This is a genomic window from Azotobacter chroococcum, from assembly GCF_002220155.1.
Taxonomy (GTDB): Bacteria; Pseudomonadota; Gammaproteobacteria; order Pseudomonadales; family Pseudomonadaceae; genus Azotobacter; species Azotobacter chroococcum.
Map to the genome: position 1 here is coordinate 2,128,329 of NZ_CP011835.1, position 26,894 is coordinate 2,155,222.

Annotated in this window: 21 protein-coding genes and 1 pseudogene; 7 read left to right on the forward strand and 15 right to left on the reverse strand. The window is 67.8% G+C overall.

Annotated elements, in window-relative coordinates:
* Positions 1 to 537: 537 nt before the first annotated feature.
* On the forward strand, positions 538 to 1,455 hold the full coding sequence (locus ACG10_RS09870) for a LysR substrate-binding domain-containing protein (protein WP_198319045.1): 918 nt from the start codon (positions 538 to 540) through the stop codon (positions 1,453 to 1,455).
* A 42-nt stretch (positions 1,456 to 1,497) separates the two neighbouring features.
* Here ACG10_RS09870 and ACG10_RS09875 read toward each other — a convergent pair whose 3' ends face one another.
* A complete protein-coding gene (locus tag ACG10_RS09875; protein WP_089168084.1) occupies positions 1,498 to 2,589 on the reverse strand; it encodes an MBL fold metallo-hydrolase in 1,092 nt (363 codons plus the stop codon).
* Positions 2,590 to 2,898: 309 nt separating this feature from the next.
* Here ACG10_RS09875 and ACG10_RS09880 point away from each other — a divergent pair, with 309 nt between their 5' ends.
* Positions 2,899 to 3,723 (forward strand): inositol monophosphatase family protein, encoded by an 825-nt coding sequence (locus ACG10_RS09880; protein ID WP_089168085.1) that lies wholly within the window; start codon positions 2,899 to 2,901, stop codon positions 3,721 to 3,723.
* A 63-nt stretch (positions 3,724 to 3,786) separates the two neighbouring features.
* On the opposite strand, the gene ACG10_RS09885 is transcribed toward ACG10_RS09880, so the two are convergent.
* The 4 genes from ACG10_RS09885 to ACG10_RS09900 all read right to left on the reverse strand — a co-directional run bounded on the left by ACG10_RS09885 (position 3,787) and on the right by ACG10_RS09900 (position 9,762).
* Positions 3,787 to 5,061, reverse strand: a complete 1,275-nt coding sequence (locus tag ACG10_RS09885; RefSeq protein WP_089168086.1) for an OprD family porin — start codon at positions 5,059 to 5,061, stop codon at positions 3,787 to 3,789.
* 267 nt (positions 5,062 to 5,328) lie between these two features.
* Positions 5,329 to 6,909, reverse strand: coding sequence for an aldehyde dehydrogenase (NADP(+)) (locus tag ACG10_RS09890; protein ID WP_089168087.1), 1,581 nt, complete (start codon positions 6,907 to 6,909; stop codon positions 5,329 to 5,331).
* A gap of 120 nt (positions 6,910 to 7,029) precedes the next feature.
* Positions 7,030 to 8,583 (reverse strand): UxaA family hydrolase, encoded by a 1,554-nt coding sequence (locus tag ACG10_RS09895; RefSeq protein WP_089168088.1) that lies wholly within the window; start codon positions 8,581 to 8,583, stop codon positions 7,030 to 7,032.
* Positions 8,584 to 8,802: 219 nt separating this feature from the next.
* Entirely contained in the window at positions 8,803 to 9,762 is a 960-nt protein-coding gene (locus ACG10_RS09900; RefSeq protein WP_089168089.1) for a LysR family transcriptional regulator, read from the reverse strand.
* 122 nt (positions 9,763 to 9,884) lie between these two features.
* Between ACG10_RS09900 and ACG10_RS09905 the strand changes: the two genes are divergently transcribed.
* Positions 9,885 to 11,108: a fumarylacetoacetate hydrolase family protein gene (locus tag ACG10_RS09905; protein WP_089168090.1), complete on the forward strand. Its 1,224-nt coding sequence runs from the start codon at positions 9,885 to 9,887 to the stop codon at positions 11,106 to 11,108.
* Positions 11,109 to 11,343: 235 nt separating this feature from the next.
* Complete coding sequence (locus tag ACG10_RS09910; RefSeq protein ID WP_089168091.1) at positions 11,344 to 12,696, forward strand: MFS transporter; 1,353 nt, start codon at positions 11,344 to 11,346, stop codon at positions 12,694 to 12,696.
* A 69-nt stretch (positions 12,697 to 12,765) separates the two neighbouring features.
* On the opposite strand, the gene ACG10_RS09915 is transcribed toward ACG10_RS09910, so the two are convergent.
* The 6 genes from ACG10_RS09915 to ACG10_RS09940 all read right to left on the reverse strand — a co-directional run bounded on the left by ACG10_RS09915 (position 12,766) and on the right by ACG10_RS09940 (position 19,449).
* Complete coding sequence (locus tag ACG10_RS09915; RefSeq protein WP_089168092.1) at positions 12,766 to 14,028, reverse strand: OprD family porin; 1,263 nt, start codon at positions 14,026 to 14,028, stop codon at positions 12,766 to 12,768.
* A 236-nt stretch (positions 14,029 to 14,264) separates the two neighbouring features.
* Positions 14,265 to 15,254, reverse strand: a complete 990-nt coding sequence (locus ACG10_RS09920; RefSeq protein ID WP_089168093.1) for a 2-hydroxyacid dehydrogenase — start codon at positions 15,252 to 15,254, stop codon at positions 14,265 to 14,267.
* 13 nt (positions 15,255 to 15,267) lie between these two features.
* Positions 15,268 to 16,566, reverse strand: coding sequence for an MFS transporter (locus ACG10_RS09925; RefSeq protein WP_089168094.1), 1,299 nt, complete (start codon positions 16,564 to 16,566; stop codon positions 15,268 to 15,270).
* Between the two features lie 62 nt (positions 16,567 to 16,628).
* Positions 16,629 to 17,579 carry a sugar kinase gene (locus tag ACG10_RS09930; protein WP_039804291.1) on the reverse strand — a complete coding sequence of 317 codons (951 nt, stop codon included), beginning with the start codon at positions 17,577 to 17,579 and terminating at the stop codon, positions 16,629 to 16,631.
* On the reverse strand, positions 17,572 to 18,354 hold the full coding sequence (locus ACG10_RS09935; protein WP_089168095.1) for a sugar phosphate isomerase/epimerase family protein: 783 nt from the start codon (positions 18,352 to 18,354) through the stop codon (positions 17,572 to 17,574). Before ACG10_RS09935 ends, ACG10_RS09930 begins: the two co-directional genes overlap by 8 nt.
* A 69-nt stretch (positions 18,355 to 18,423) precedes the next feature.
* Positions 18,424 to 19,449 carry a LacI family DNA-binding transcriptional regulator gene (locus tag ACG10_RS09940; RefSeq protein ID WP_039804288.1) on the reverse strand — a complete coding sequence of 342 codons (1,026 nt, stop codon included), beginning with the start codon at positions 19,447 to 19,449 and terminating at the stop codon, positions 18,424 to 18,426.
* 505 nt (positions 19,450 to 19,954) lie between these two features.
* Here ACG10_RS09940 and ACG10_RS09945 point away from each other — a divergent pair.
* A complete protein-coding gene (locus tag ACG10_RS09945; protein ID WP_232487233.1) occupies positions 19,955 to 20,308 on the forward strand; it encodes a cyclophilin-like fold protein in 354 nt (117 codons plus the stop codon).
* Positions 20,309 to 20,386: 78 nt separating this feature from the next.
* On the opposite strand, the pseudogene ACG10_RS09950 reads toward ACG10_RS09945, so the two are convergent.
* The 3 genes and pseudogenes from ACG10_RS09950 to ACG10_RS09960 form a co-directional block, all read right to left on the reverse strand.
* Positions 20,387 to 20,533 (reverse strand): annotated as a pseudogene (locus tag ACG10_RS09950) ((R)-mandelonitrile lyase); the annotation flags it as partial.
* Positions 20,534 to 20,649: 116 nt separating this feature from the next.
* On the reverse strand, positions 20,650 to 22,890 hold the full coding sequence (locus ACG10_RS09955; protein ID WP_089168097.1) for a xanthine dehydrogenase family protein molybdopterin-binding subunit: 2,241 nt from the start codon (positions 22,888 to 22,890) through the stop codon (positions 20,650 to 20,652).
* Positions 22,891 to 22,894: 4 nt separating this feature from the next.
* The gene (locus ACG10_RS09960; protein ID WP_089168098.1) at positions 22,895 to 23,368 is read right to left on the reverse strand and encodes a (2Fe-2S)-binding protein; all 474 of its coding nucleotides are present in this window, start codon (positions 23,366 to 23,368) and stop codon (positions 22,895 to 22,897) included.
* Between the two features lie 541 nt (positions 23,369 to 23,909).
* Here ACG10_RS09960 and ACG10_RS09965 point away from each other — a divergent pair.
* Together ACG10_RS09965 and ACG10_RS09970 are read left to right on the forward strand one after the other, a co-directional pair.
* Positions 23,910 to 24,890, forward strand: a complete 981-nt coding sequence (locus ACG10_RS09965; RefSeq protein ID WP_089168099.1) for an XdhC family protein — start codon at positions 23,910 to 23,912, stop codon at positions 24,888 to 24,890.
* Positions 24,880 to 25,887 (forward strand): GTP 3',8-cyclase MoaA, encoded by a 1,008-nt coding sequence (locus ACG10_RS09970; RefSeq protein ID WP_232487269.1) that lies wholly within the window; start codon positions 24,880 to 24,882, stop codon positions 25,885 to 25,887. Before ACG10_RS09965 ends, ACG10_RS09970 begins: the two co-directional genes overlap by 11 nt.
* 29 nt (positions 25,888 to 25,916) lie before the next feature.
* On the opposite strand, the gene ACG10_RS09975 is transcribed toward ACG10_RS09970, so the two are convergent.
* Entirely contained in the window at positions 25,917 to 26,849 is a 933-nt protein-coding gene (locus ACG10_RS09975) for a LysR family transcriptional regulator (protein ID WP_089168100.1), read from the reverse strand.
* Between the last annotated feature and the right edge of the window lie 45 nt (positions 26,850 to 26,894).

Sequence of the window (26,894 nt, forward strand, 5' to 3'; positions counted from 1 at the left end):
TCGTGTCCACCTGGGCACATTCAGGACTTTCAGCGGGCCACATGGTTTAGCTGCGTCTCGCGGTTCCATTTCTCGCCGTCGCCAAGCTCAGGCGGCGGAATTGTCATCGTGATGCAGAAGACCCCTAGGGTCTGTTGACGTTTTGGCGTAGGCCGCGACGGAGGCCCGTTTGGCGCAGAACAAGGAACGAGGAAAGAAGTTTGGTCATTCCAAATGAACGACGAGCGACGCCGTGCTGCGCCAAACGGGCCCCGTCCCTGCGGGTTGCGCGGCAAATGCCGCCATGCGGCGTTGCGGGTCTTGGCAAGGGAATGACCATTGCCGGCGACCCGCGCCTTGCCTGGCGGCATTTGGCGCGGCAACGCGGCTCACGCCAAAACGTCAACAGACCCTAGCAAGGCATCTATTTGGACGGGCGGATCGCTCAGCAATCACTGAAAAAAATTCAGCATCTCATGGCGCCAGCTTCAGGGTTGACGGGATGTCGGGAGCCGATGGCATGCTCTGTAAAACCAGCCCGGCCAAGAGACCAGAACAATGATCCGCCCGGAAAAGACGCCGCTGCCTATCCCGCCGTTCAAAGCTATCCTCGCCTTCGAACAGGCGGCGCGTTTCGGCAATGTCGCCAGGGCGGCGGAACACCTGAACCTGACGCCCTCGGCCGTGAGCCACCAGATCGCCAGGCTCGAAGCGATGATCGGTCGCCAGCTCTTCCACCGGACCAGCAAGGGGCTGGAGCTGACGCCCGTCGGCAGCCAGTATCTGCACGACATCTCGGGCGCGCTGCAGCGCCTGGGCACGGCGACCGAGCGCGCCGCCACCGATGCCAACCTGGAGTGCCTGCGCCTGCATTCGGTGCCCAGCTTCGGCCTGCTCTGGCTGCTGCCGCGCCTCGAGCAACTGCGCGCCAGCAACCCCGACCTGGAGATCAACCTGTCGTGCTCCTACGAGTCCCTGCACTTCAGCCGGGACAAGATGGATGTGGATATCCGCTATGGCCTGGCGAACTGGCCGAACCTGGAGATCCGCACCGTGCCGCAGGAAAGCATCGCCGTGCTCGCCGCCCCGTCCCTGCTCCAGGCCAAGAGGGTCGACAGTCCCGGCGATCTGCTCGATGCCGACCTGATCCTCTCCGAAGCGCCGCTGGTGCAGTGGCCGCAGTGGTTCGCGCAGCAGGGCCTGTCGATGCCCGAGCGCCGCTACCCGCTCAGCTTCGACCGTTCCTACATGAGCCTGGAGGCGGCGGTCCAGGGCCTCGGCTTCGCGCTGGAAAGCACGCTGCTGGCCCATGACTACATCCAGACGGGCAAACTCGTCCCGGTGTTCGGCAGCGAGCTGCGCAGCCCGGTCAGCGCGCATCATCTGGTCTTCCCGCACACGCACGCCGACTATCCGCGCGTGCGGCGCTTCCTCGCCTGGATGCAGACGGAACTGGGGCATCCGTTCGCCTACTGACAGGCTCCTCTTCCGGCGTTTTCCCGCCGCGCCGGGAACTGTCTAGTCCTTCACGGGAAGTACCAGGCTCTCGGCCTCCTGCGGCATGGCACCCTGCCAATCGGCCTTGGCTTCTCCTCGCCACCACGGCTCCACCGCGTCGACCCGGGCCGGCTCGACCGGCTCGCCGAGGCGCGGCATCACCAGTCCCTCCGCGGCGTGCGCCAGCAGCACATCCGCCGGCTGGGACCAGGGGTGCATCGCCAGGTTGAAGGTGCCCCAGTGCACCGGCAGGAAACGCCCGCTGCCCAGTTGTGCCCAGGCCCTTAGCGCATTGTCCGGCCCGAGGTGCACGTTCCCCCAGGAGGGGTGGAAGGCGCCGACCTCGATCATCACCAGATCGAAAGGCCCGAGCCGCCGGCCGATCTCGGCGAAGGCCGGCGAGAGCCCGGTATCGCCGCTGAAGAACACGGCATGGCGCTCGCCGCGCAGGGCGAACGACGACCAGAGGGTCGCGTTGCGATCGTGCAGCCCGCGCCCCGAAAAGTGATGCGACGGCGCGGCGCTGATCGCCAGGCCGCCCGGCAGCACGGTGCGCTCCCACCAGTCGAGCTCGACGATGCGCTCGGCCGGCACGCCCCAGGCCTCCAGATGCAGGCCGACGCCGAGCGAGGTGACGAAGGGCACCCGCCGCTTGGCCAGCGCCCGGATGCTCGGGTAGTCCAGATGGTCGTAATGATCGTGCGAGATCAGCACCGCATCGAGCGGCGGCAGGCTGGCGATGTCGACCGGCACCGGCTGGAAGCGCCTGGGGCCGAGGAAGGGCAACGGCGAGACGCGCATCCCCCAGACCGGATCGGTCAGCACCCGGTGGCCGTCGATTTCCAGCAGCACGGTCGAATGGCCGAGCCAGGTGGCCCGCAGCCCGGTTTCGACGGGCCTGGCCCAGACGGTGCGTGGGTCGATGGCAGGAAGCGGCCGCGCCGGCGTACGGCCCTCGCCACGGAACAGGAAGTCGGCCAGCGTCGGCCGCCCCTCGGGCACGCGCTGTACGCTGGAGGGGTAGGTGTTCATGAAGCCGCCGTCGGCATACTGCCTGGAGGCCTGCATACGTTCGCGCCTGAGCCCATCGGCACGTCGAGCAAAAAATGCCATCTTGGATGCTCCTGTTCGCCCATTTCCCTATCGTTGCCGCCAGGCTGCCGGGCTTCAAGCCGGCAAGGCACTGAAAGACGCCCTCGATCGATGGGAATACCCGGGTATGGCGACAACAGTCGAGCCAGTATGCGAGTGTTTGGACTGCCATTCCCGGCAAGATATCCGCCGATGGCGGCGAAGGCTGAATGGGGAACGATGCATGACCCTTGATGGCGTAATCAGGACTGGCCAGTTTCCCGCAGGGATTGAACTCCGGGCAGATGGCTGTTATCTGAGCGTATTCAACGTCTTCACACAGGAAATGCCATGACTTCGAAAGTCGATGTAACGGCACTGGCCGATCTGCTGCGCCGGGCGGCGAAGGCCGAAATAATGCCGCGTTTTCGGCGCTTGGGCAGAGCCGATGTGCGGGCCAAGACAGAGGCAACGGATCTGGTGACCGAAGCCGACGAACAGGCCGAACTCATGATGAAAGCAGAGATCGCCAGGCTCTGGCCGGACGCCTTGTTCATCGGCGAGGAGTCGGTCGCGGCGGACCCGGCGCTGCTGGGCGGGCTGAAAGACGCCGAGTTCGCCATCATCGTCGACCCGGTCGACGGCACCTTCAACTTCGCCTCGGGTATCCCGGCGTTCGGCGTCATGGCCTCGGTCGTTGTCGCCGGCGAGACGGTTGCCGGCATCATCTACGACCCGATGGGGGACGATTGGGTCATGGCGGAAAAAGGCAGCGGCGCCTGGCTGAGACGGCCGGACGGCGAAGCGCAACGGCTTTCCGTGGCCGCCCCTGTCGCGCTCGACCAGATGGTCGGCATGGCCTCGACCGGCTATCTGCCGAAAGACTGTCAGCCACGCATCCTCGCGAATCTGCCCAAGGTTCGCTTTGCCGCCAACTACCGCTGTGCAGCGCACGAACACCGGACCCTGGCGGCCGGCCATGTGCACTACCTGATGTACTACAAGCTGATGCCCTGGGATCATCTGGCCGGCACCCTGGTCTGCCAGGAGGCCGGCGCATACGCCGCCCGCTTTGATGGAACCCCCTATCTGCCACGGCACCTGGACGGCGGCCTGCTGATTGCACCGGACAAGGCCTCCTGGGAGCTGCTCCGACGCGAAGTCTTCACTCTCTAGCATCTGCCTCGGAGGCGTCCTGGCCCATTCATTAGCCCGGCGCAAGACTGCCGGCGATCCTCTTCAGAACAGCGAGAGCGGGTACTGGACGATGATCCGCTGCTCGTCGTACTTGTTGTTGGCGCCCCAGTCGCGGCGGATCGTCGAGTTCCGCCAGCGCAGGGTCAGGTCCTTCGCCGGGCCGCTCTGCACCACGTAGCTCAGCTGCGTCTCGCGGTTCCACTCCTCGCCGTCGTCGATGTTGCCGGTGTGCACGTTGGTGCCCTTGATGTAGCGGGTCATCAGGGTCAGGCCGGGCATGCCCAGGGAGGCGAAGTCGTAGTCGTAGCGCGCCTGCCAGGAGCGCTCGCGGGCGTTGTCGAAGCTGCCGTTGTAGCTGTCGTTGGCCAGGGTGCCGCCGCTGGTGCCGTTGACCCGCAGCCACTTGTTGTCGCCGCTGACCCGCTGCAGGCCCAGGTAGAAGGTGTGCGCGTTGTAGCGGAGAGAGAACATCCCGGAGAGCAGCTTGTTGTCCAGGTGGCCTTCCAGCGCCTCGCCGTCCTCCTCGCCGTCGAAGTAGCCGAGGTTGGCGCCGAGGGTCCATTCCTTGCCCAGCGGCTGGGTGTGCAGCACTTGGAAGTAGCGCTGCTTGTAGATGTCCTTCAGGCGCGCGTACCAGGCGCCGACGGTGGTGCGCTTGTCGTTGAAGCTGTATTCGGCGCCGCCGAAGTCGAAGTCGTCGGAGGTGCGGTCGCTGGTGTAGGGGCTGGTGCCGTTCAGCGTCATGTCCTCCATGCTGCCGTCGTCGCGCGGGCTGTTGCCGGTGATGTGGCCGGCGTAGAGGGTCAGGTTCTTGATCTCCTTCGAGGTGAGCATGGAGCCCTGGAAGGTCTGCGGCAGCGAGCGGCCGTCGTCGGAGCGGAGGATCGGCAGCACCAGGTACCACTCGCCGACCCGCAGCTCGGTTTCGGAGAATTTCATCTTGCCGGAGACGGCGATCCGACCGAATTTGTCGGCCGGGTCGCCGTCGCGGCCGAGCGGCAGCAGCTGGGTGCCGCCGGTGCCCTTGCCGCCGTCGAGCTTGAGCGAGTACAGGCCGAGCACGTCGACGCCGAAGCCGACCGGGCCTTCGGTGTAGCCGGACTTGAGATCGAGGATGAAGCTCTGGGTCCATTCCTCGGCCTTGCTGCGGGTGGCACCGTCGTCGACGAAGTTGCGGTGGATGTAGAAGTTGCGCAGGGTCAGGGTGCCCTTGGCGTCGTCGACGAAGGCCGCCTGGGCGCCAGTGCCGGCGAGCAGCAGGGCGCAGGCGAGGGCAGGGGACGGACGGAGCGGGAAGCGTTGGGTGCTGTTCTTCATTGTTGTTGTTACCGGTGAAGATTCGGTGGAAAAGGCGCAAAAAGGCCCCCCTCCGTGGTCGCGGATGCGTTGGGCGAAAGGGGGAAAGCCCGGCGACGGTGGCCGGGGCTGGCAGATCAGGCGATCAAGGTTCCCGGCGATGTGTCGGGGAGACGGATGTGCGGCGGAATGCGGCGGCGAGCGCGGAGCGAAGTGGTCATGCGGTTTTCCCGTTCGTTGTTGTTTTAGGGAATCCGGGGGCCTGTGCCCCCGGTCGAGCCGGAAGGATCAGAGCGCCTTGCGGCTCGGCTGGCCGTCGACCAGGCGCAGGATGCCCAGCGGGTTGGCGTTCTGCAGCGCTTCCGGCAGCAGCGTGTCCGGGTAGTTCTGGTAGCACACCGGGCGCAGGAAGCGGTCGATCGCCAGGCTGCCCACCGAGGTGCCGCGGGCGTCCGAGGTGGCCGGGTAGGGGCCGCCGTGGACCATCGCGTCGCAGACTTCCACCCCGGTCGGGTAGCCGTTGAGCAGCAGGCGCCCGGCCTTCTGCTCCAGCACCGGCACCAGCGCGGCGAAGGCGGAAAGGTCCGCCGGCTCGGCGATCAGGGTGGCGGTGAGCTGGCCGTGCAGGCCGTGCAGGGCGCGGACCAGCTCGGCCGCATCGGCCACCTCGACGACCACGGTGGTCGGGCCGAAGACCTCTTCCTGCAGCAGCGCGTCGCCTTCCAGCAGCAGGCTGACGTCGGCCTGGAACAGCTGCGGCCGGGCCTGGTTGCCTTCCTGCGGCTGCCCGGCCAGGTGCCTGACCTTGGGATGGGTGTGCAGGGCGGCGAGGCCCTTCTCGTAGCTCTTCAGGGTGCCGGGGTTGAGCATGGTCTGCGGGCCCTGGTCGGCCATGGCGGCGGCGAATTGCTCCAGGAAGGCGGAGAACTCCGCCGAGCGCAGGCCGACGATCAGCCCCGGGTTGGTGCAGAACTGCCCGCAGCCCATGGTCACCGAGGCGGTCAGCTCCCTGGCGATCTGCTCGCCGCGCTGCTTGAGCGCCGCGGGCAGGAGCAGCACCGGGTTGATGCTGGACATCTCGGCGAACACCGGGATCGGCTGCGGGCGGGCGGCGGCCATGTCGCAGAGGGCGCGGCCGCCCTTGAGCGAGCCGGTGAAGCCGACCGCCTGGATCGCCGGGTGCTTGACCAGCGCCTCGCCGACGCCGTTGCCGTAGATCATGTTGAACACCCCGGTGGGCATGCCGGTCTTCCCGGCGGCGCGGACGATGGCGTCGGCCACGCCCTCGGCGGTGGCCATGTGGCCGCTGTGCGCCTTGAATACCACCGGGCAGCCGGCGGCCAGGGCCGCGGCGGTGTCGCCGCCGGCGGTGGAGAAGGCCAGCGGGAAGTTGCTGGCGCCGAACACCGCGACCGGGCCGACGCCGATGCGGCACTGGCGCAGGTCGACGCGCGGCAGCGGCTGGCGCTCGGGCAGGGCGCGGTCGATGCGCGCGCCGTGGAAGTCGCCGCGGCGCAGGACCTGGGCGAACAGGCGCATCTGGTTGCAGGTACGGCCGCGCTCGCCCTGGATGCGCGCGGCGGGCAGGGCGGTCTCGCGGCAGACGATGGCGACGAAGTCGTCGCCCAGTGCGTCGATCTCGGTGGCGATGGCCTCGAGGAACTCGGCGCGGCGGGCGGCGGGCAGGGCACGGAAGGCCGGGTAGGCGGCGGCGGCGGCCTCGGCGGCGGCGTTCACTTCTTCAGGCGTGGCCTGGTAAAAGTCATAGGATAACTTTTCGCCGGTGGCCGCATCGATGCTGTGGACGATGACGTCGCCTTTCCCGCTGCGGGCGCCTTCGATGAAATTCAATCCGAGTATCGCGGACATCTGGAACTCCTTGATTCTGGGGAAATGGGAAGCCTCCGCCGGCGCGGCCGACGAAAGGAAACAGGCTTCGAGGGGAAAAGGGTTGCGGCGGCCCTTCCGGGAAAGGCCGGCCGGGGCGCTTCAGGTGACGGCGCCGATCTGCCAGGGCACGAACTCGTTCTGGCCGTAGCCGTGCACCTCGCTCTTGCTGCGTTCGCCCGAGGCGATGCGCAGCATCAGCTCGAACACTGCCTCGCCGCAGGCCTCGATGCTGGTCGAGCCGTCGGCGATGCCGCCGCAGTTGATGTCCATGTCCTCTTCCTGACGCTGCCACAGTGCCGTGTTGGTGGCGAGCTTGATCGAGGGCGCCGGGGCGCAGCCGTAGGCCGAGCCGCGGCCGGTGGTGAAGGCGATCAGGTTGGCGCCGCCGGCGACCTGGCCGGTGGCCGAGACCGGGTCGTAGCCGGGGGTGTCCATGAACACCAGACCCTGGGCGCGGACCAGCTCGGCGTATTCGTAGACCTCCACCAGGTTTCCGGAGCCGGCCTTGGCCACGGCACCGAGGGATTTCTCGAGGATGGTGGTCAGGCCGCCGGCTTTGTTGCCGGCCGAGGGGTTGTTGTTCAGCTCGGCGCCCATCCGCTCGCAATAGGCTTCCCACCAGCGGATGCGGGCGACCAGTTTCTCGCCGACCTCGCGGCTGACCGCGCGGCGGGTCAGGAGGTGCTCGGCGCCGTAGATTTCCGGGGTCTCGGAGAGGATCGCGGTGCCGCCGCAGGCCACCAGACGGTCCACTGCATTGCCCAAGGCCGGGTTGGCGGTGATGCCGGAGTAGCCATCCGAGCCGCCGCACTGTAGGCCGACGACCAGATGCCGGGCGCTGACCGGCTGGCGCTCGACACGGTTGGCCTCGGCCAGCAGTTCCTTGACCTGGGCGATGCCGCTGGCCACGGCCCGGGCGGTGCCGCCGCTGTCCTGGATGGTGAAGGTGCGCAGCGCGTCGCTGCGCTCGAGGCCCTGGCTGGCCAGCAGGCTGTCGATCTGGTTGGTTTCGCAGCCCAGGCCGACCACCAGCACGGCTGCGAAGTTGGCATGCGCGGCATAGCCACCCAGGGTCCGGCGCAGCATGCCGAGGCCCTCGCCACTGGCGTCTATGGCGCAGCCGGAGCCGTGGGTCAGGGCGACCACGCCGTCGACGTTGGGATAGCCGGCGAGGGCGGCGGGGTTGATGTCGCGGCGAAAGTGATCGGCGATGGCCCGGGCGACGGTGGCCGAGCAGTTCACCGAGGTGAGGATGCCCACGTAGTTGCGGGTGGCGACACGCCCGTCGGCGCGCACGATGCCCATGAAGGTGGGGCCTTCCAGCGCCGCGGCAGCGGGCCGGGCGTCGGCGCCGAAGGCGTAATCGCGGCTGAATTCGCCCATGCTCAGGTTGTGCACGTGGACGTGCTCGCCCGCTTCGATAGTGGCGCTGGCGAAGCCGATGATCTGCCCGTAGCGGCGCACCGGCTGACCGGCGGCTACAGCCCGGACGGCGACCTTGTGCCCGGCGGGAATGGCCTGGCGCACCTGCAGGTTCTCTTCGGGAAGGAACTGACCCGCTTCCAGGGGACGGCGGGCGATCAGGACGTCGTCCTGGGCGTTGAGGCGGATCACGGCGCTGCCGTTGTCGCCGGTTCTGGCAATCAGTTGCATGGGGCGGATCTCCACTACTGCAAGCAGGCGCCAAGACGATCGCCCTGCGCTGGGGCGGTATGCGATGTCTCGTTGCCTGGGCGCTGCGGGTGTTGTCGTTGGACGGGCCGGGCGCTGCACGGCAAGGCTGGGGCCACTGTAATCAGACCCCGGCGCCTTGCCCAATGAGAGCTTTGGATTGGCCGATAACCTTTCGTCATGCCGCCGGAAGGGAGTCGTCTAGCCCGGCGTGCCCTCCCGGCGCAGGCGGGCGAACTCCAGCAGGATCTCGGCGAACTCCTGCGCCGCTGCGGGCAGGGGCTCGTCCTTGCGGGTGATGATGCCGTACTCCAGCGGCTCGACGTGGAACGCGGTGTTCAGCATCCGCAACTGGCCGCTCTGCAGCTGCGACTGCACCATTGACTCGGGGAGCATGGCGATCATCGGGTCGGACTGCAGCAACTGCAGGAAGGTCTGCATGGAAATGGTTTCCACGGTGTTGCTCGGCGTTCTGATGCCGAATTCGGCGAAGGCCTGTTCCATGCGGCGGCGGATCGGCGTACTCGCCGGGTAGAGGATCCAGGGCCAGCGCTCGAGCTCGGCCAGAGGCACCTCCTCGAGCTGGCCGAGAGGATGATGGCCGTTGACCACCAGGCAGAAGGGCTCGGGGCCGAGTCCGCGGTAGTCGAAGATCTGCTGGTAACGCTCCTCGGTGAAGCGGCCGATGATCAGATCGAGCTTCTTCTGTTCGAGCATCTCCAGAAGCTGGTTGCTGGTCTGCTCCATCACCTCGATGGACAAGAGGGGCCGCTCGGCCTTGATCCGGGCGATGGCCTCGGGCAGCACGACGGCAGTCGCGGCGAAGATGGCGCCCACCTTCAGGTAGCCGTGTCCGCCCTTGCTCAGCCGGTTCACCTGCTCAACGAATTTCTGCGTGTCGTTGAGGGTCATGCGGGCATAGCGGGCCACGTACTCGCCGAGCTCGGTCGGCGGCATGCTGCGCGGCAGGCGCTCGAACAGGGGAAAGCCCAGGGCTTCCTCCAGGTCGCGGAGCATTTTGCTGACCGCCGGCTGGCTGAGGTTCATCTGCTCGGCCGCCGCATGCATGTTGCGGGTGCGGGCGAGGGTGTCGATCAGAACCAGATGCTTGAGCCTGAGCCAGTTGCACAGGCTGGAGAAGGAAATGTCGGAGCCGGACATCGGAACACTCGGGCAATGCGATAACCAGAAGATATCGAATATTGAAGATTTGTCATTGGGATTTATCGAGCGGGTTCTCTAGCTTGAGTCCATTCCTTTCCTGGACCCACAAGGTACTTCCGATGACTCCCTTGAGACTTGACCCGGCCAACACCTTGCCTGTCGACGGCACCGCCGGCACCCTGATCGGCCGCGCCTGGGTGCCCGGCAAGGTGGCCGGGCCTTCGCCGATCGTGCTGCGCGGCGAGGACGTGTTCGACCTGTCCGAGCATTTCGCCACCCTCAGCGACCTGCTGGAAAGCCTGGCTCCCCTGGAGCAGGTGCGCAGCCTGCCGGGCCGGCGCCTCTGCAGTCTGGAAAGCCTGCTGGACAACAGCGGCTGCGCGCCCGATCCCGCCCGGCCGTTCCTGTTGCCGCCGGCCGACCTGCAGGTGATCAAGGCGGCCGGGGTGACCTTCGCCGCCAGCATGATCGAGCGGGTGATCGAGGAGCAGGCAGGGGGCGACGCCGGCAAGGCCGAGAGCGTGCGGCAAGTCGTCCGCGCGGCGATCGGCGACAACCTGCGCGCCATCAAGCCCGGCTCCGAGGCGGCGGCCCGCCTCAAGGCGCTACTGGTCGAGCAGGGCCTCTGGTCGCAATACCTGGAGGTCGGCATCGGCCCGGATGCCGAGGTGTTCACCAAGTCGCCGGTGCTGGCGGCGGTGGGCAGCGGCAGCGAGATCGGCATCCACCCGCGCTCGCAGTGGAACAACCCCGAGCCGGAGGTGGTGCTGGCGGTCAACAGCCGCGGCCAGGCGCTCGGCGCGACGCTCGGCAACGACGTCAATCTGCGCGACTTCGAGGGCCGCAGCGCGCTGCTGCTGGGCAAGGCCAAGGACAACAACGCCTCGTGTGCCGTCGGTCCCTTCATCCGCCTGTTCGATGAGCGCTTCGGCCTGGACGACGTGCGCCAGTGCGTGGTCGAGCTGCGGGTGGAAGGGCGCGACGGCTACCGGCTCGAGGGCACCAGCTCGATGCAGCAGATCAGTCGCGACCCGCTGGAGCTGGTCGCCCAGACCATCGGCGCCAATCACCAGTACCCGGACGGCTTCCTGCTGTTTCTGGGCACGCTGTTCGCGCCCACCGAGGACCGCGACCAGGCTGGCGGCGGCTTCACCCACAAGCTGGGCGACAAGGTGAGCATCAGCAGTCCGCTGCTGGGCAGCCTGCACAACCGGGTGAACCACAGCAGCCAGGCCAGTCCCTGGACCTTCGGCCTGCGTGCGCTGATCGCCAATCTCGCCGCACGCGGCCTGCTCGATGGCCGGCTGGCGCCGGCCTCGGCGGCCGAGCTGGTCGGCGACTGAGGCCATCCGGCAGGCGCGGAGCCCGTACATGCACCATGACCATGCCGATCAGGGAGAGACCGTCCATGTGAACTAGATCGACCGTGGCCCGCCACCGCCTGGCGCGAGGTGCGCTCGCCGGCCCCTTCACCCGGCCGGCGAAGCGCACGTCGGCCGGAGGTGACAGCCAGCCCGCCGCCGCATCTCATGGGCGGCCATCCATGCCTTCACTCCGCAGACCCTACCGGGGGATACTATGACAATAAGTACAAGAAGCACGACCAGTGCAGAGCACCTTGCCCATATCGACAGCGCCATCGCCAAGTGCCGCTGGCGCCTCCTGCCGTTCCTCGCGCTGATGTTCGCGCTGGCCATGATCGACCGCGCCAACGTGGGCTTCGCCAAGGCCGCCCTGCAGACCGACCTCAACCTGAGCAACGCCGCCTTCGCCCTGGGGGCGGGGATCTTCTTCATCGGCTACGCGCTGTTCGAGGTGCCGAGCAACCTCATGCTGCACCGCGTCGGCGCCCGGGTCTGGCTGAGCCGGATCATGATCACCTGGGGCTTCGTCTCGGCCGCCATGATGTTCACCCGCGACGAGACCACCTTCTACGTCCTGCGCTTTCTGCTCGGCGTCGCCGAGGCGGGCTTCTCGCCGGGGGTGATCCTCTATCTGACCTACTGGTTCCCCGCGGCGCGTCGCGGCCAGGCGATCGGCATCTACTATTTCGGCCTGCCGGGCGCCCTGCTGCTGGGCAGTCCGCTGTCCGGCTGGCTGCTGGACATGCACGGCATATTCGGCTTGACCAACTGGCAGTGGATGTTCCTGGTCGAGGGCCTGGCCGCAGTGGTGGTGGGTTGCGTGGCGCTGTTCTACCTCAACAGCAAACCGCACGAGGCGAAATGGCTGACTCCCGACGAAAAGAGCGCGCTCGGCCATGAACTGCAGCTCGAAGACCAGCACAAGCTCGACCACGGTCCGCGCAGCCTGCTCGGGCTGCTGAGCAACCGCCGCGTGCTGAGCTTCATCCTGATCTACTTCAGCATCCAGATGAGCGTCTACGGGGTGATCTTCTATCTGCCGACCCGCATCGCCGGACTGCTCGGCACCACGGTCGGCCTCGAGGTCGGGCTGTTCATCGCCATCCCCTGGCTGTGCGCGGCCGTGGTCATGTATCTGGTGACCCATTTCGCCGACCGGCACGCCGCCCACCTGCCCATGGCCATGTGCATGCTGAGCATGGCTTCTCTGGGCATCGCCGCCTCGGTGCTGGTCGACAGCTTCGCCCCGGTGTTGCTGGCCTTCTGCTTCGCGGCCTCCGGCTTCGTCACCGTGCAGCCGCTGTTCTGGACCCTGCCGACCGGCTATCTGGGCGGTGTGGCGGCGGCCGGCGGCATCGCCCTGATCGGCTCGCTGGGCAATCTGGGCGGCTTTCTCGCGCCGATGCTCAAGGCCCATATGGAGGTCTGGTTCGCCAGCCCCCAGGCCGGCATGCTCAGCCTGTCGCTGACCGGGCTGGTGGGCGTCGGCCTGCTCTGGAAGCTCCACGGCAGCCGCAAGCCGATCGAGGCGGCACAGCCTGCCGCCGGGCTCGCCAGCTCCAAGTAAGAGCCCCGGCTCCGGGCCGCCGCCGGCCCGGGGCTGGCGCAAGATTCCCCATCCTGCCGGCGATCGTCTTCAGAACAGCGACAGCGGGTACTGGACGATCAGCCGGTTGTCGTCGAACTTGTTGTTGGCGCCCCAGTCGCGGCGGATGGTCGAGTTCCGCCAGCGCAGGGTCAGGTTCTTCGCCGGGCCGCTCTGCACCACGTAGCTGAGCTGGGTCTCGCGGTTCCATTCCTCGCCGTCGTCGATGTTGCCGACGTGCACGTTGGTGCCCTTGAGGTAGCGGGTCATCAGCGTCAGCCCAGGGATGCCCAAGGTGGCGAAGTCGTAGTCGTAGCGCAGCTGCCAGGAGCGCTCGCGGGCGTTGTCGAAGCTGCCGTTGTAGGTGTCGTTGGCCGCCGTGCCGCCGCTGGTGCCGTTGACCCGCAGCCAGCGGTCGTCGCCGGTGACCCGCTGCAGGCCGAGGTAGAGGACGTGCGCGCCGTGCTTCAGCGAGAACAGCCCGGAGAGCAGCTTGTTGTCCAGCTCGCCGGCCTGGGCGCTGCCGTCTTCCTCGCCGTCGAAGTAGCCGAGGTTGGCGCCGAGGCTCCAGTCCTTGCCCAGTGGCTGGGTGTGGGTGAGCTGGAAGTAGCGCTGCTTGTAGATGTCCTCGAGCTGGCCGAACCAGGCACCGACCAGCGTGCGGTTGTCGTTGAAGGCGTATTCGGCGCCGGCGAAGCTGAAGCGGTCGGAGGTGACGCTGGAATTGCCCACCCAGCTCATGTCGTTGAGGCTGCTGTCGTCGCGCGGGCTGTTGCCGCGAAAGCGCCCGCCGTAGACCGTCAGGTTCCTGATCTCCTTCGAGGTGAGCATGCCGCCCTGGAAGGTCTGCGGTAGCGAGCGGCCGTCGTCGGAGCGCAGGATCGGCAGCGCCGGCGACCATTCGCCGGCCTTCACCTCGGTCCTGGAAAAGCGCAGCTTGCCGGCCACCGCCAGGCGGCCGAACTGGTCGGCCGGCTCGCCGTCCTTGCCGACGGGGAGCAGTTGGGTGCCGCTGGTGCCCTTGCCGCCGTCGAGCTTGACCGACCAGAGGCCGAGCACGTCGATGCCGAAGCCGATGGGGCCTTCGGTGTAGCCGGACTGCAGGTCGAGGATGAAGCTCTGGGTCCATTCCTCGGCCTTGCTGCGGGTGGCGCCGTCGTCGACGAAGTTGCGGTGGATGTAGAAGTTGCGCAGGGTCAGGGTGCCCTTGGCGTCGTCGACGAAGGCCGCCTGGGCGCTGCTGCCGGCGAGCGCCAGGGCGAAGGCGAGGGCAGGGGACTGACGAAGCGGAAAGCGTGGGGTGCTGTTCTTCATATTGTTGTTGTTACCGGCGAAGAGTCAGTGGAAAAGGCGCAAAAAAGCCCCCTCCGCGGCCGCGGATGCGTCGAGCGAAAGGGGAAAGGCCCGGCGGCAGGCGCCGGGCTGGGAGTCAGGAGCTGGAGCGGGTGTGGATCGGAGTGTTCATGCGGTTTTCCCGTTCGTTGTTGTCGTTGTCGTCACGGATTGCGCCCCTCTCCCGGCCATGGGAGAGGGGCTGCCGATCAGTCGGATCAGGCCGTGGCCCGGGCGACGTCCAGGGCGGCCGGGTTGACCAGGTTGGCCGGGCGCCGGCCGGCCAGCGCCGCCAGCAGGTTGTCGACGGCGCAGCGCGCCATGGCCTCGCGGGTTTCGTGGGTGGCCGAGCCGATGTGCGGGGTCGCCACCACGTTGTCCAGGCGCAGGAGCGGCGAGTCGGCGGGCAGCGGCTCGCGCTCGAACACGTCGAGCCCGGCACCGCGCAGGCGCCCGGCCTGCAGGGCTTCGAGTAGCGCTGTCTCGTCGACCACCCTGCCGCGGGAGATGTTGATCAGGATGCTCTCCGGGCGCATCCGCGCCAGTTCGCGGGCGCCGATCAGCCCTTCGGTGGCGGCGGTCAGCGGCACTGTCAGGCAGACGAAGTCGGACTCTTCCAGCAGCGCCTCCAGCGAGCGGTAGCCGGCGGCGTAGCGCTGCTCGACTTCCGGCTTCGGCGACGAGCTGTGGTAGAGGATCGACATGCCGAAGCCGAAGTGCCCGCGCCGGGCCAGAGCCTCGCCGATGCGGCCCATGCCGACGATGCCGAGGGTCTTGCCGTGCACGTCGCTGCCGAACTGCGCCGGGCCGATGCTCTTTTGCCACTGCCCGGCGCGCACCCAGCCGGCCAGCTCGGTGACCCGCCGGGCGGTCGCCAGGATCAGCGCGAAGCCGGTGTCGGCGGTGGTTTCGGTGAGCACGTCGGGGGTGTTGGTCAGCAGGATGCCGCGCCGGGTCAGGTAGTCCAGGTCGTAGTTGTCGATACCTACCGAGACGCTGGAGACCGCCTCCAGCTGCGGCGCGAGGTCGAGCAGCCCGGCATCCAGCTTGAGGCTGGCGCCGAGCAGGCCGTGGGCCGTGGGCAGGGCGTCGCGCAGGCGGGCCAGGCCATCGGCCGACAGGTCGTCGATGCAGGTGACCTGCGCCTGCTGGCGCAGGCGGGTCATCAGGGGGGCGGACAGCTTCTTGTAGAGCACGATGTTCTTCATGGACGCGGATTCCTCAGGGATTGGTCGCCGGCTGCGGCTGGCGGCTGGGCAACGGCGCCGGGCGGTCGCTGTTGGTGGGGTTGAGCAGCAGGGTCAGCACCACCGCGATCAGCAGCGAGCCGCTCATCAGCAGGAAGGAAGCCTGCGGCCCGCCGGTGGCGCCGTTCAGGTAGCCGACCAGCCAGGAGCCGGCGAACGAGCCCAGCGCGCCCATGCTGTTGATCAGCGCCATGGCGCCGCCGGCGACGTTGAGCGGCAGTACTTCCGGGACGATGGCGAAGAACGGGCCGTAGGGGGCGTACATGCAGCCACCGGCCACCACCAGCAGGGCGTAGGACAGCCAGAAGTGCTCGCTGCCCAGGGCGTAGGAGCCGTAGAAGGCCAGCGAGGCGATCAGCAGCGGCGGCCAGACGAAGACCTTGCGCTGCTGGAAGCGGTCGGAGGCCCAGGACACCCCGAGCATGCCGATCACCGCGGCCAGGTAGGGCAGCGAGGACAGCCAGCCGGCCTGGACGATGTCCAGGTTGGCCGCGTCCTTGAGGATCGACGGCAGCCAGAGGACCAGGCCGTAGACGCCGATGCTCCAGCAGAAGTACTGCACCGAGAGCAGGATCACCTTGGGCGAGCGGAACGCCTCGCGGTAGTTCTTCACCGGCTTCAGGCCCTGCTGCTCGGCGGCCAGCGCCTGCTGCAGGTCCTCCTTCTCACGCTCGGTGAGCCAGTCGGCCTGGGACGGGCGGTCGTCGGCCAGGCGCCACCAGATGAAGGCCCAGAGCACTGCCGGCAGGCCCTCGATGATGAACATCCAGCGCCAGTCGAACTGCTCGACCAGGTAGCCGGACACCACCGACATCCAGAGGATGGTCACCGGGTTGCCGAGGATCAGGAAGGTGTTGGCCCGCGAGCGTTCGGCACGGGTGAACCAGTGGCAGAGGTAGATCAGCATCGCCGGCATCACCGCCGCCTCGACCACGCCGAGCAGGAAGCGGATGGCGATCAGCAGGTAGACGTTGGGGATGACCCCGGTGAGGGTCGCCAGGCTGCCCCAGAGGATCAGGCTGACGAAGATCAGCTTCTTGACGCTGCGCCTCTCCGCATAGATCGCGCCGGGCACCTGGAAGAAGAAGTAGCCGAGAAAGAACAGCGCGCCGAGCAGCGACGACAGGCCGGGAGTGATGTTCAGGTCCGCGGCCATTCCCGAGGCGGCGGCGAAGCCGTAGTTGGCGCGGTCCAGGTAGGCCAGGCTGTAGGTGATGAAAATGATCGGGATGAGGTACCACCAGCGACGGCTGGCGAGACGGGTGTTTTGCATGGGTGTCTCCTGAGCTTTTTGTTTTTGTGGCAGCAGGTGCCGGCGGGGCCGGCGGTCGTTCGTCAGGCGTTCTGGGGCTGGGGCTCCTCCGACAGTTCGTGGCGATGGGGCAGGCCCTCCATGTCGCCGATGCACTGCACGGCGCGGCTGCCGAAGGCGTTGCCGCGCTTCAGGGCCTGCGGAAAACTCCGCCCTTCGAGCAGGGCGCTGATCACCCCGACGGCGAAGGCGTCGCCGGCGCCGACGGTGTCCACCACCTGGGCGACCGGCACGCCATTGATGCGCCCTTCGCTGTCGGCGGTGCGGTAGTAGGCCCCTTCGGGACCGAGCTTGATCACCACCGCCTCGACGCCGCGCTCCAGGTAGAAGGCAGCGATGTCGGCGGGGCTGTCGTAGCCGGTCAGCAGGCGGCCTTCCTCGAGGCCCGGCAGCACCCAGTGGGCGAGGGCGGCCAGGGCGTTGATCTCACTGACCATCCGCGCCTGGCTCGGCCACAGCGACGGGCGCAGGTTGGGGTCGAAGGACAGGCTGCGCCCGGCGCTGCGCATGCACTCCATCAGCTCGCGGGACAGCGCCCGGCAGCTCTCCGAGAGCGCCGGCGGAATGCCGGTGGCATGCAGATGGCGGGCCTGCAACAGGTCGGGCGCCAGGTCGGCGATCGACAGGTGGCTGGCCGCCGAGCCGCGGCGGAAATACTCGACCTTCGGGTCGCTGCCGTCGGTTTCCCGGGACTTGAGCTGGAAGCCGGTGGGATGCGCCGGGTCGATCTGCACGTGACGGCAGTCGAGGCCTTCGCGGGTCAGGCTGTCGAGCACGAAGCGGCCCAGCGAGTCGTCGCCGACCCGGCTCAGCCAGCTGACCTTGAAGCCCAGCCGCGACAGGCCGATGGCCACGTTGCTGTCGGCGCCGGCGATGCGCTTGCCGAAGCGCTCCACCCGGGCCAGGTCGCCGCTTTCCTCGGCGACGAACATGGCCATGGTTTCGCCGAAACAAAGCACGTCGATATCACGCATACTGGCGCTCCTCCTGCGGCTGGCCGAGGCGGGAAAGGGCCTCGATGTGCTGTTGCGTGACCGCCAGCAGGTCCTCGCCCTGCAGGGGAAACTCGATGGCGCGGGGGACGCCCGGGGGAAACTCGCGCAGCAGGCGCTGCCAGTGCTGCAGGTCGACGGGCTCGGGGGGGAGCGCCACCCGCTTGCCGTCGTCGTTGCGCCCGACCGCCTTGCAGTGCACGTAGCGCACGTAGCGGCCGAGACGCTGGGCGGCCTCGTCGACCGGCTGTTCCTGCCAGAGCCAGTTGCCGATGTCGAAGGTCATGCCGATGTCGAGATCCCGGGCCTCGGCTGCGGCGAAGAATGCCTGCAGCGCCTCGATGCGCCCGCCCTGGGCGGTCTGGTCGTTCTCCACCAGCAGCTGCACGGGCTGGCCGGCCAGTTGCAGCGCCAGCTCGGACAGATCGTTGCCGGCGCGGTAATGGCCGAGCGAGACCTTCAGCCAGCGCGCGCCGCAGGCGTTGGCGCGCGCCAGGGTCGGTTCGAGGGCGGCGGCGAGCCGGCCCTCTTCGCTCCACAGCTCGAGCGGCGCGGAATACAGGCAGTCGAGCCCCAGGGTGCGGACGGCGCCGGCCAGGGCCTGCGGGTCCGGCGGGGCGGCGAACAGCTCCTCGCGCAGCTCGGCGCGGGCGGCGCCGGCCTGGGCCAGCAGCGGCAGGAAACTGGCCTGGCCGCGCTCGCGCACGAGAGTGGCGCCATAGCTGGAAAGACTGACTGAGACGGGGTAGAGGGGCATTGTCGTTATTCCTCTGAAACCGGTTTCATTTTTGGCCGAACGACTCGCCGGCAAGCTGCCGGCGGGCTGTCAGCCGCGTGGGTGGGTGGAGCCTCGGATAATCAGTTGTGCCTTGAAATCGAAATGCCGGGCCGGCTCGCGGTCGCCGCGCAGGCGCTCGAGCAGGCACTCGAAGGCGGTCGTGCCGATCTCGGCGGTCGGCTGGGCGAGGGCGGTGATGCCGCTGCCCACCAGGGGATACCAGTCGAGGTCGTCGAGGGCGATCAGGCCGATCTCCTCGAACAGCCGGCAGCCGAATTCGCGCAGTTGCTGGGTGGCGGCCAGGGCGGCCATGCCGTTGGCAGCGAACAGCGCCTTGGGGCCGGGGCCGGGCGCGACGAGAAAGGCCTGCAGGGCTTCGCGGAAGGTCTCGCCGGTCTGCAGCACCTGGCCCTGAAGCAGGGGGCGCCGGGCGATTTCGCCGGTGAACGCCGTGACCCGCTCCTGGCGCGAGCTGGTGCCGTCCAGCGGCTCGCTGACCAGCAGCAGGTCGCGATAGCCGCGCTGCTGCAGATGATCCAGGGCCTGTCGCACCGCATCGCGGTTGTCCAGCCCGACCAGATCGGCCTCCAGCGCCTCGACCTTGCGGTCGACCAGCACCATCGGCAGTTCGTCGTGCAACGACTGCAGCTCGCCGGCGTGATGGCCGAGGGTGTTCACGATCAGCCCCTCGACGTTGTACGAGCGCAGGGCCGCCAGGTGCTGGCTCTCCTGCTCGGTGCTGCGGTCGGTGTTGCACACCACCAGGCTGTAGCCGTGCTGGCGGCAGGCGGTTTCCACGCCATGCATCACGGCCACGGAATAGGGGTTGAGGATATCGGCGACGAGCATGCCGATCAGCCGGGTCCGGCCGCGCTTCAGGCCGCGAGCCATCTGGTTCGGGCGGTAGTCGAGGCGCTCGATGGCCTGCTCGATGCGCAGGGCGGTGGCGTCGGCGAGCAACTGGCGGTCGCCGCCGATGTAGCGCGACACGCTGGCCTTGGAGACACCGGCGGCCTCGGCCACCTCGCTGATGGTGACGCGGCTGCCGCGGGCGGACGGGGAGGGACCGTTCACGGACCTGGGACCTCTTGTTCTTGGTGTTGTGGGTTGGTTTGCGTTGCATTGAAACCGGTTTCAGTGAAGCGCAAAGGGGGAGGGGCTGTCAAGGGGAGGGAGGTGTGTGCCGATGAATGCCGGGGCATATCACAACGTGCCCACGCAGGAGCGCTCGCCGTTACTTGATGGCTCCCACGCTCCTGCGTGGGAGCCCTGGTTGGACTGGCATTCCTTGAACCGACGGCAGGTCAGGGCCAACCTGACCTGAGAGATCGCTTTTCATGAACGCAGTTCATGACTCCATTCGCTGCCAGCGGATCAATGAGGAACGGATTTCATATATAGATGGCGCCGCAACGAGAGAACTCCAGGAGGCGCCATGTTGGTCAGGCTTTTCAGAGCGCGGTTACTACCGATAGCGGTGTTGATGGCATCCATGGCCACGATTTCGGCCAACGCAGGAACGGGCGGTGGCGCGGATCACCCTGACACTCAAGCATCCGTCATTCGCCAGGAGAACAGCATGCAGATCAGCATCGAGATAGAGGGAGCCACCATCACCGCGACACTCGAGGCCAGTGAGGCCGCCAGGGACTTTGCCTCTTTGCTGCCGCTTTCGCTGACGCTCGAAGACTATGCCGCCACGGAGAAGATCAGCGATCTGCCGAAGCCTTTGTCGACCAGCGGCGCGCCCGCTGGTATCACCCCCAAGGTTGGCGATCTGGCCTACTACGCCCCTTGGGGAAACCTCGCCATCTTCCACAAGGACTTTCGCTACTCCAGCGGCCTGGTGAAGCTGGGCACGCTCGACTCCGGCATCGAACTCATGCGTCGCCCTGGATCCTACAAGGCCACGATCCGCAAGCTCGAGCGCTGACGCCACAGCCCTGGAACCGGCGGCATCGCTGCCGCCGGGTGGCAAGGGAAAGGGATCAGGCGCCCCGCAGGCAGGTCGTCATTTCGTGTACTGATCGTCGCTGACCTGCTCCAGCCATTCGACATTCTTGCCATCGACGGCCTCCTGGAGGGCGATATGGCGCATACCGTTGCTGGCGGTAGCGCCGTGCCAATGCCTGACGCCGGGGGCGATCTGAATGCCATCGGCGAGCGCGGCGCCGCTGCAGAGCTGGGCGATAAACAAGGTGGCCTGGAAGGGACGCTTCATGGTCGGCGGTTTCCTTGCGGGTAGCGGGGGATGGGATGAGGCCGGCCGGCGCATCACGCGCCAGCGAAGCGGGTCCTGGACAGGGGAAGGCTGCGCACGCGCTGCCCGGTGAGCACCGCGACCGCGTTGATCACGGCTGGCGGGACGCCCGGAAGGCCGGGTTCGCCAACGCCGCCCATCGGCGCGCCGCTCTCGACGATGCGCACATGCACGCGGGGCATCCGGCCGGGCGGCAGGATGGGGTAGGCGCCGAAGTTGCGCGCGCGGGGCATGCCGTTCTCGTACACGACCTCCTCCAGCAGGGTGGACGAAAGCCCCAGCGCCACGGCGGACTTCACCTGGGCCTCGACGATGGCGGGGTTGACGATGCTGCCGGGGTCGAAGGCCACCCAGACATCGTGGACCACCACCGAGCCGCCTTCGATGGACACCTCGGCGATGGTGGCGACCTCGCTGCCGAACGGCGACGCCATGGCCACGCCACGGGCGCGCTGGCTGCCGTCGCCGGCGGCGAAGGGGCCTCGTTTCCAGCCGCCCGAAAGCTCGGCGACCGCCTGCAGCAGCGCCTTGTGCCGCGGCTTGTCCGCCAGCAGGCGCAGGCGCAGCTCGTACGGGTCCTGCTGGCCGGCATCGGCCACTTCATCGAAGAAGGACTCGTAGAAGAAGTCGTTCATCGAATGCCCGACCGAGCGCCAGAAGCCAATGCTGGGCGGGTGTTCCAGGTAGACCTGGGCGACCCGCCGGTTGGGGATGGCGTAAGGCTTCTCGGCGATGCCCTCGACCGCCGCGTCGTTGGCCTTGTCCGGCTGGCGGCCGAACCAGCGCTCGGTGGGACTCTCGCCGACGGCCTCGGCGTACAGGGCCTGCGGCAGGCCGTTCTCGTCGATTCCGGCGCGAAAGCGCGCCAGGCCCATCGGCCGCAGCGCATCGCGCAGGAACTCCTCTTCGCGGCTCCAGATCAGTTTCACCGGGCGTCCGACGGCCTTGGCCAGCTGGATGGCCTGGGGGAAGGGGTTCGCCGTGCCGTAGAGGAAGTGCCGGCCGAAGAAGCCGCCCAGCGGCGAGGAGTGCAGGATGATCTGCTCGGGGGCGATGCCCGCGGCCCTGGCGGCAGCCTGCTGGAACAGCTCCGGCGCCTGGTTGGGTAGCCAAAGCTCGAGGGTGCCGTCCGCGTTCCAGCGGGCGATCGCCGATGGCGGCTCCAGTTGGCCGTGGACCAGATAGGGCGCGTCGTAGGTCGCCTCGATCACACGGCTGGCCTGCTTCAGCGCCCTGGCGGCATCGCCGATTTCCTCGGCGGCAATGCCCGGGCCGGGAGCGGCGGCCAGCGCGGCGCGCATGCCGGCGGAGGAAAAATCGGCGGGCATGGCGTGCGGGGTGCCCGGCGCGGCTTCCTTCCAGCTGATCTTGAGCGACTCCACGGCACGCCGGGCCTGCCACCAGCTCTGGGCCACCACCGCGACGGCGCCGGGCAGGCGATGGATCGAGTGCACGCCCGGCATCGCCCTGACCTCCGCCTCGTTGGCGATGACCTCGGGCTCGCCGCCCATGCGCGGTGCGTGCTGGACCGCCGCCAGGAGCATGCCGTCGACGTCGAGGTCGATGTTGTAGGTCACCTTGCCGGTGGACTTGTCGTGGGCGTCGAGGCGCGGCACAGGCTTGCCGATCCAGCGGAAATCCTTCTTCTCCCGCAGGGGCACCTGCTCGGGGGGCGACAGCTCGGCGGCAAGGGCGGCCAGTTCGCCGTAGCCCAGGGTACGCCCGGAGGCCGCGTGCACCACGATGCCGGGTTGCGTGGTGAGGCTGTCCAGCGGCACGTCCAGCCTGGCGGCGGCGGCCTGCAGCAGCATGTGGCGTGCGGAGGCGCCCAGGCGGCGCATCACCTCGTAGCTGGAGCGTACCGAGAAGCTGCCGCCCGTGAAGCGGGCGCCATTCACCAGCAGGTAGTCGGCTCCCGGCGGCGCGCATTCGACGGCAAAGCGCTCCGGGGCGATATCGAGTTCTTCGCCGACGATCTGCGCGAAGGCGGTGTCGATGCCCTGGCCGCCTTCGACGAAGGGGCTGCGCAACAGGGCCGTGCCGTCCGGGCGGATTTCCAGGAAGGCCGGAATACGGGTGCCCGGCTTGATTTCGGACGCCACGCTCTGGGCGGCTCTCACGACCTTGCCGGGCAGCAGGACGCCCAGGACCAGGGCGCCCAGGGAGGTCCCCAGGAACCGGCGGCGAGAGAGATTGAGGGGCTGTCCGTCCGTGGGCAGGGTGTCGGGAAGCTGAGGCATGTTCATCGGCATCATCTCCTCAGCCCTTGGCCAGTTGCTGCATGGCATCGGCGATGGCGTTGTAGGTGCCGCAACGGCAGAGGTTCACCATGGCTGCGGCGATTTCCGCCTCGCCGGGCCTGGCGTTCCGTTTCAGCAGGGCGGTGGCGGTCAGCACCTGGCCCGACTGGCAGTACCCGCACTGCGGCACCTGGTGCTCGACCCAGGCCTCGACCACGCGCCTGCCCACCGGGTCCTCCTCGATGGCCTCGATGGCCTCGATGGCCTCGATGGCCTCGATGGTGGTGATGGCCTGGTTGGCCACGCTGCTCACCGGCATGACGCAGGAGCGGATGGGGCGCCCATCCGCCAGTACGGTGCAGGCCCCGCACTGGGCGGCCCCGCAGCCGTACTTGGTGCCGGTCAGGCCCAGTTCCTCGCGGATGACCCAGAGCAGCGGCGTATCGGGGGCGGCATCCACCTGGCGCTTCTTCCCATTGATCGTCAGCTCCATAAGTCTCCTCCTCGGATGGATTGGCTATCGCTGGCGTGCGCGCCAGCAGGCATCGCAGTGTTCTTGGTTCGGTGGGAAAGGGCCGGGGCGACAGATGGCGCCGTTCCAGCACGCCGGATTCTTCGCGTTCTGCGGCCGGGCGGGCGCGGCCCGGTTGCAGTCGCCGGGTATTAGTCCAGACGAAATGCCAGCCCAGATAGATGGAAAAACTGCATGGACCTATGTGTCCCATCGATTAATCGGTGTGGGATAGCCAGGGAGTAGGCGATGCATGCGTTGCTTGCAGCCGCAGAGAATCCGCCGGGCTTGCGCACAGCGAAGGGGCGGCGTGCCGGCAATTTATCGATGGAACTCATAGGGCTATGCACTCCAGGCGCCTTATGGAGACAGCGGGCGCAGTGCTAGCTTCGCTTCCGGGCGTTCATCGGGAACGCGCGCCCTCCGCCCGGCGATGCAGACCAGCGTAATGTGGATCTTCGGCCGTTTGGCAGCCCCTCTTTTCATGAACTGATGCCCATCGGGCAGGATTGGATCGTTTGATATGCAGCATCTGGACTTGCAGGTTATCGAGCAGGCGTTGGCGTGGTCGCGCGCGGGGCAGGAGGTGTGGCTGTGTACGGTACTGGCCACGTTCGGTTCCTCGCCCCGCGAGCCGGGGTCCCTGCTGGCGGCGCGCCGCGATGGTGCGCATATCGGCTCGCTGTCCGGTGGCTGCGTGGAGGAGGACTTTCTCGAGCGGCTGCAGGGCGGGGCGTTCGACTGCACCGTCACGACCCTGCGCTACGGCGATCCCTCGGGGCCGCAGGGGGCGCGGATCGCCCTGCCCTGTGGCGGGATTCTCAAGGTGCTGATCGAGCGGCTGCCCGCGGACAGCGCCACCTGCGCTCACCTGGAGAGCCTGCGCGCAACGCTGCAGGGGCAGCGTCATCTGCTTCGCTGTGTCGATCTGCGCAACGGCGGGCTGCAGCTGCGCGAGGACGATGGCCTTGGGCCGCGCGTGGTCGAGTCGGCGGATGGGCAGGCGGTCGAGATTCGCGTCGGACCGGCCGCGCGGTTGATCATCGCGGGCATCTCGCCGGTGTCCGTGGTCTGCGCGCAGTTCGCGCAGGCCCTGGGTTTCGAGATCATTGTCTGCGATCCGCGCGAAGAGGCTCATGCCGGCTTCGAGGTGCCCGGCATCGAGCTGCGCCAGGAGCTGCCTTCGCTGTTCATCGCCGCCGATGGCTGCCACACGGCCACCGCCGTGGTGGCGCTGACCCATGACCCGCGAATCGACGATCTGGCGATGATCGAGGCCGTGCGCACGCCCGCGTTCTACATCGGGGTCATGGGCTCTCGGCGAACTTCGGCGGCGCGTGCCGAGCGCCTGCGTCGCTCCGGTGGCCTGAGCGAGGCAGAGATCGCCCGTCTGCAGATGCCCATCGGTCTGGCGCTGGGCAGCAAGACGCCGGCGGAAATCGCTCTGGCCGTCATGGCCGATGTCGTTCGTGTCTATCGCGGCAGGCCGCGCGATGCGCTCTGAGCCGCCGCTCGACGATGACGGTCAGGGCCGGATCATCGACGCGCAGGGGCGGCGGCTGCGTAACCTGCGCGTGAGCCTGACCAGCGCCTGCAACTACGCCTGCGTCTACTGCGTGGCGGATGGCAAGCGCCTGCATGCCGACCGCCAGGCGTTGCCTCTGCCCAGGCTGCTCCTGGCCGTCGAGTACCTCAAGGTCGCCAACGACCTTCGCACCTTGCGCATCACCGGTGGCGAGCCCCTGATCAGCCCGTTGTTCGACGGCTTCATGGCCGAACTGGGGCGCTTGGGCTTCGCGGATGTCTCCCTGACCACCAATGGCCAGCTGCTGTCGCGCAAGCTCCCGGTGCTGCTGGCGTCTGGCGTCGAACGCATCAACGTTTCGCTGGATACCCTGGACGCCGGGGCTTTGCGCCGCATTGCCCGTGGCGGCGACCTGGCCGAGGTGCTGGAGGGTATCGATCGAGCTCTCGCGGCCGGTATGCGGGTGAAGATCAACATGGTGCCCCTGCGCGGGCACAATCACGAGCAGGTCCTGCCGATGCTCGAATACTGCCTGGCACGCGGTATGGAGCTGCGCTTCATCGAGTTGATGCGCATGGGGCATCTGGCCCGGGACCCTCGCACCTTTCAGCGCCAGTTCTTCGGGATGGCCGAGATCCTCGCGACCATTTCCGAGCGCTACGCATTCGCGAGCGCCCCCCGCGCTTCGGATGCCACCGCGCAACGCTTCGAGATTCCGGGGCGCGGGCACTTCGGTGTCATCGCGAACGAGAGTGCACCGTTCTGTAGCCATTGCAGCCGCGCGCGGCTGAGCTCCACGGGATGGCTGCATGGCTGCCTGTCTTCCAGTCGGAGTCACTACCTGGGGGATGTGCTCGAGCTGCCCCGCGCCGAGGCGCTGGCGCAGATTCGCGAGCTCTCCGCGCGAGCGCTGGCGGACAAGCAGGCCGAGCGCTTCTCCGGCGATGTGATGGTGATGAGGGTGATCGGTGGCTGAGGCCCGATAGCGTTTTTGCCGGTGCGGGGTCAGCTTCCTTCCAGGGCGGGGCTGGACTGGGGCTCGTAACGCAGGGCCGCAATCAGCAGGGACATGGCCCCCGACGGTTGCCGCCGGCTGGGGTAGTAGAGATGGTATCCCGACCAGTAGGGGCACCAGTCTTCCAGCACGGATACCAGGTGGCCGGTGCGGATGTAGGGCTGCGCCATGTCCTCCGGCACGTACGCCACGCCGAGGCCGGCCATCGCGGCATCGAGGCAGTCATAGATGCTGTTGTAGGTGAGCTGGCCGTTCACGCGGACGTTCATCTGCCTTCCGTCTTTCTCGAACTCCCAGGCCCAGAGTCCTCCGTGGGTGGGCAGGCGCAGGTTGATGCAGTTGTGCTGCATGAGGTCATCCGGCGTTCCGGGGAGGGGATGCCTGGCGAAGTATCCTTTGGTGGCCACCACCGCGAAGCGGATGTCCGGGCCGATGCGTAGCGCGATCATGTCCTGCGCGACGATCTCGCCCAGGCGAACACCGGCATCGAACCGCTCGGCGGCGAGATCGACCAGGCCATTGTCGGCAAACAGTTCGACCTGGATGCCCAGATACTTCGGCAGGAATTTCTTCAGTCTGGCTGCCAGCACGCTACGGATCGCGTGATCCGAGGCGGTGATGCGGATCGTCCCCATGGGGCTGTCGCGCAGCGCCGACAAGGCGGACAGCTCGGCATCGATCTCCTCCAGCTGCGGAGCGACCGACTCCAGCAGCCTTTCGCCAGCCGCGGTGGGCGAGACCGTGCGTGAGTTGCGTGCCAGCAGGCGAGCGCCAAGCTTCGTCTCCAGCGCCCGCACGGCATGGCTGACGGCCGATTGCGACAGCCCAAGGTGCGCCGCCGCCCGGGTAAAGCTCTTTTCGCGGGCCACGGCAACGAACGCCACCAGTCCGCCGAAGGATTCCCGCAGGATGTCGTCTCTCATGCTCGGTCGGTCTTCCTCATACGCGTGGCGCAACCATACCACCGC

Bases quoted from the DNA above. Each gene is read 5' to 3' on its own strand.
- ACG10_RS09870 (WP_198319045.1), top strand. From the start codon at position 538: ATGATCCGCCCGGAAAAGACGCCGCTGCCTATCCCGCCGTTCAAAGCT.
- ACG10_RS09875 (WP_089168084.1), bottom strand. From the start codon at position 2,589: ATGGCATTTTTTGCTCGACGTGCCGATGGGCTCAGGCGCGAACGTATG.
- ACG10_RS09880 (WP_089168085.1), top strand. From the start codon at position 2,899: ATGACTTCGAAAGTCGATGTAACGGCACTGGCCGATCTGCTGCGCCGG.
- ACG10_RS09885 (WP_089168086.1), bottom strand. From the start codon at position 5,061: ATGAAGAACAGCACCCAACGCTTCCCGCTCCGTCCGTCCCCTGCCCTC.
- ACG10_RS09890 (WP_089168087.1), bottom strand. From the start codon at position 6,909: ATGTCCGCGATACTCGGATTGAATTTCATCGAAGGCGCCCGCAGCGGG.
- ACG10_RS09895 (WP_089168088.1), bottom strand. From the start codon at position 8,583: ATGCAACTGATTGCCAGAACCGGCGACAACGGCAGCGCCGTGATCCGC.
- ACG10_RS09900 (WP_089168089.1), bottom strand. From the start codon at position 9,762: ATGTCCGGCTCCGACATTTCCTTCTCCAGCCTGTGCAACTGGCTCAGG.
- ACG10_RS09905 (WP_089168090.1), top strand. From the start codon at position 9,885: ATGACTCCCTTGAGACTTGACCCGGCCAACACCTTGCCTGTCGACGGC.
- ACG10_RS09910 (WP_089168091.1), top strand. From the start codon at position 11,344: ATGACAATAAGTACAAGAAGCACGACCAGTGCAGAGCACCTTGCCCAT.
- ACG10_RS09915 (WP_089168092.1), bottom strand. From the start codon at position 14,028: ATGAAGAACAGCACCCCACGCTTTCCGCTTCGTCAGTCCCCTGCCCTC.
- ACG10_RS09920 (WP_089168093.1), bottom strand. From the start codon at position 15,254: ATGAAGAACATCGTGCTCTACAAGAAGCTGTCCGCCCCCCTGATGACC.
- ACG10_RS09925 (WP_089168094.1), bottom strand. From the start codon at position 16,566: ATGCAAAACACCCGTCTCGCCAGCCGTCGCTGGTGGTACCTCATCCCG.
- ACG10_RS09930 (WP_039804291.1), bottom strand. From the start codon at position 17,579: ATGCGTGATATCGACGTGCTTTGTTTCGGCGAAACCATGGCCATGTTC.
- ACG10_RS09935 (WP_089168095.1), bottom strand. From the start codon at position 18,354: ATGCCCCTCTACCCCGTCTCAGTCAGTCTTTCCAGCTATGGCGCCACT.
- ACG10_RS09945 (WP_232487233.1), top strand. From the start codon at position 19,955: ATGCAGATCAGCATCGAGATAGAGGGAGCCACCATCACCGCGACACTC.
- ACG10_RS09955 (WP_089168097.1), bottom strand. From the start codon at position 22,890: ATGATGCCGATGAACATGCCTCAGCTTCCCGACACCCTGCCCACGGAC.
- ACG10_RS09960 (WP_089168098.1), bottom strand. From the start codon at position 23,368: ATGGAGCTGACGATCAATGGGAAGAAGCGCCAGGTGGATGCCGCCCCC.
- ACG10_RS09965 (WP_089168099.1), top strand. From the start codon at position 23,910: ATGCAGCATCTGGACTTGCAGGTTATCGAGCAGGCGTTGGCGTGGTCG.
- ACG10_RS09970 (WP_232487269.1), top strand. From the start codon at position 24,880: ATGCGCTCTGAGCCGCCGCTCGACGATGACGGTCAGGGCCGGATCATC.
- ACG10_RS09975 (WP_089168100.1), bottom strand. From the start codon at position 26,849: ATGAGAGACGACATCCTGCGGGAATCCTTCGGCGGACTGGTGGCGTTC.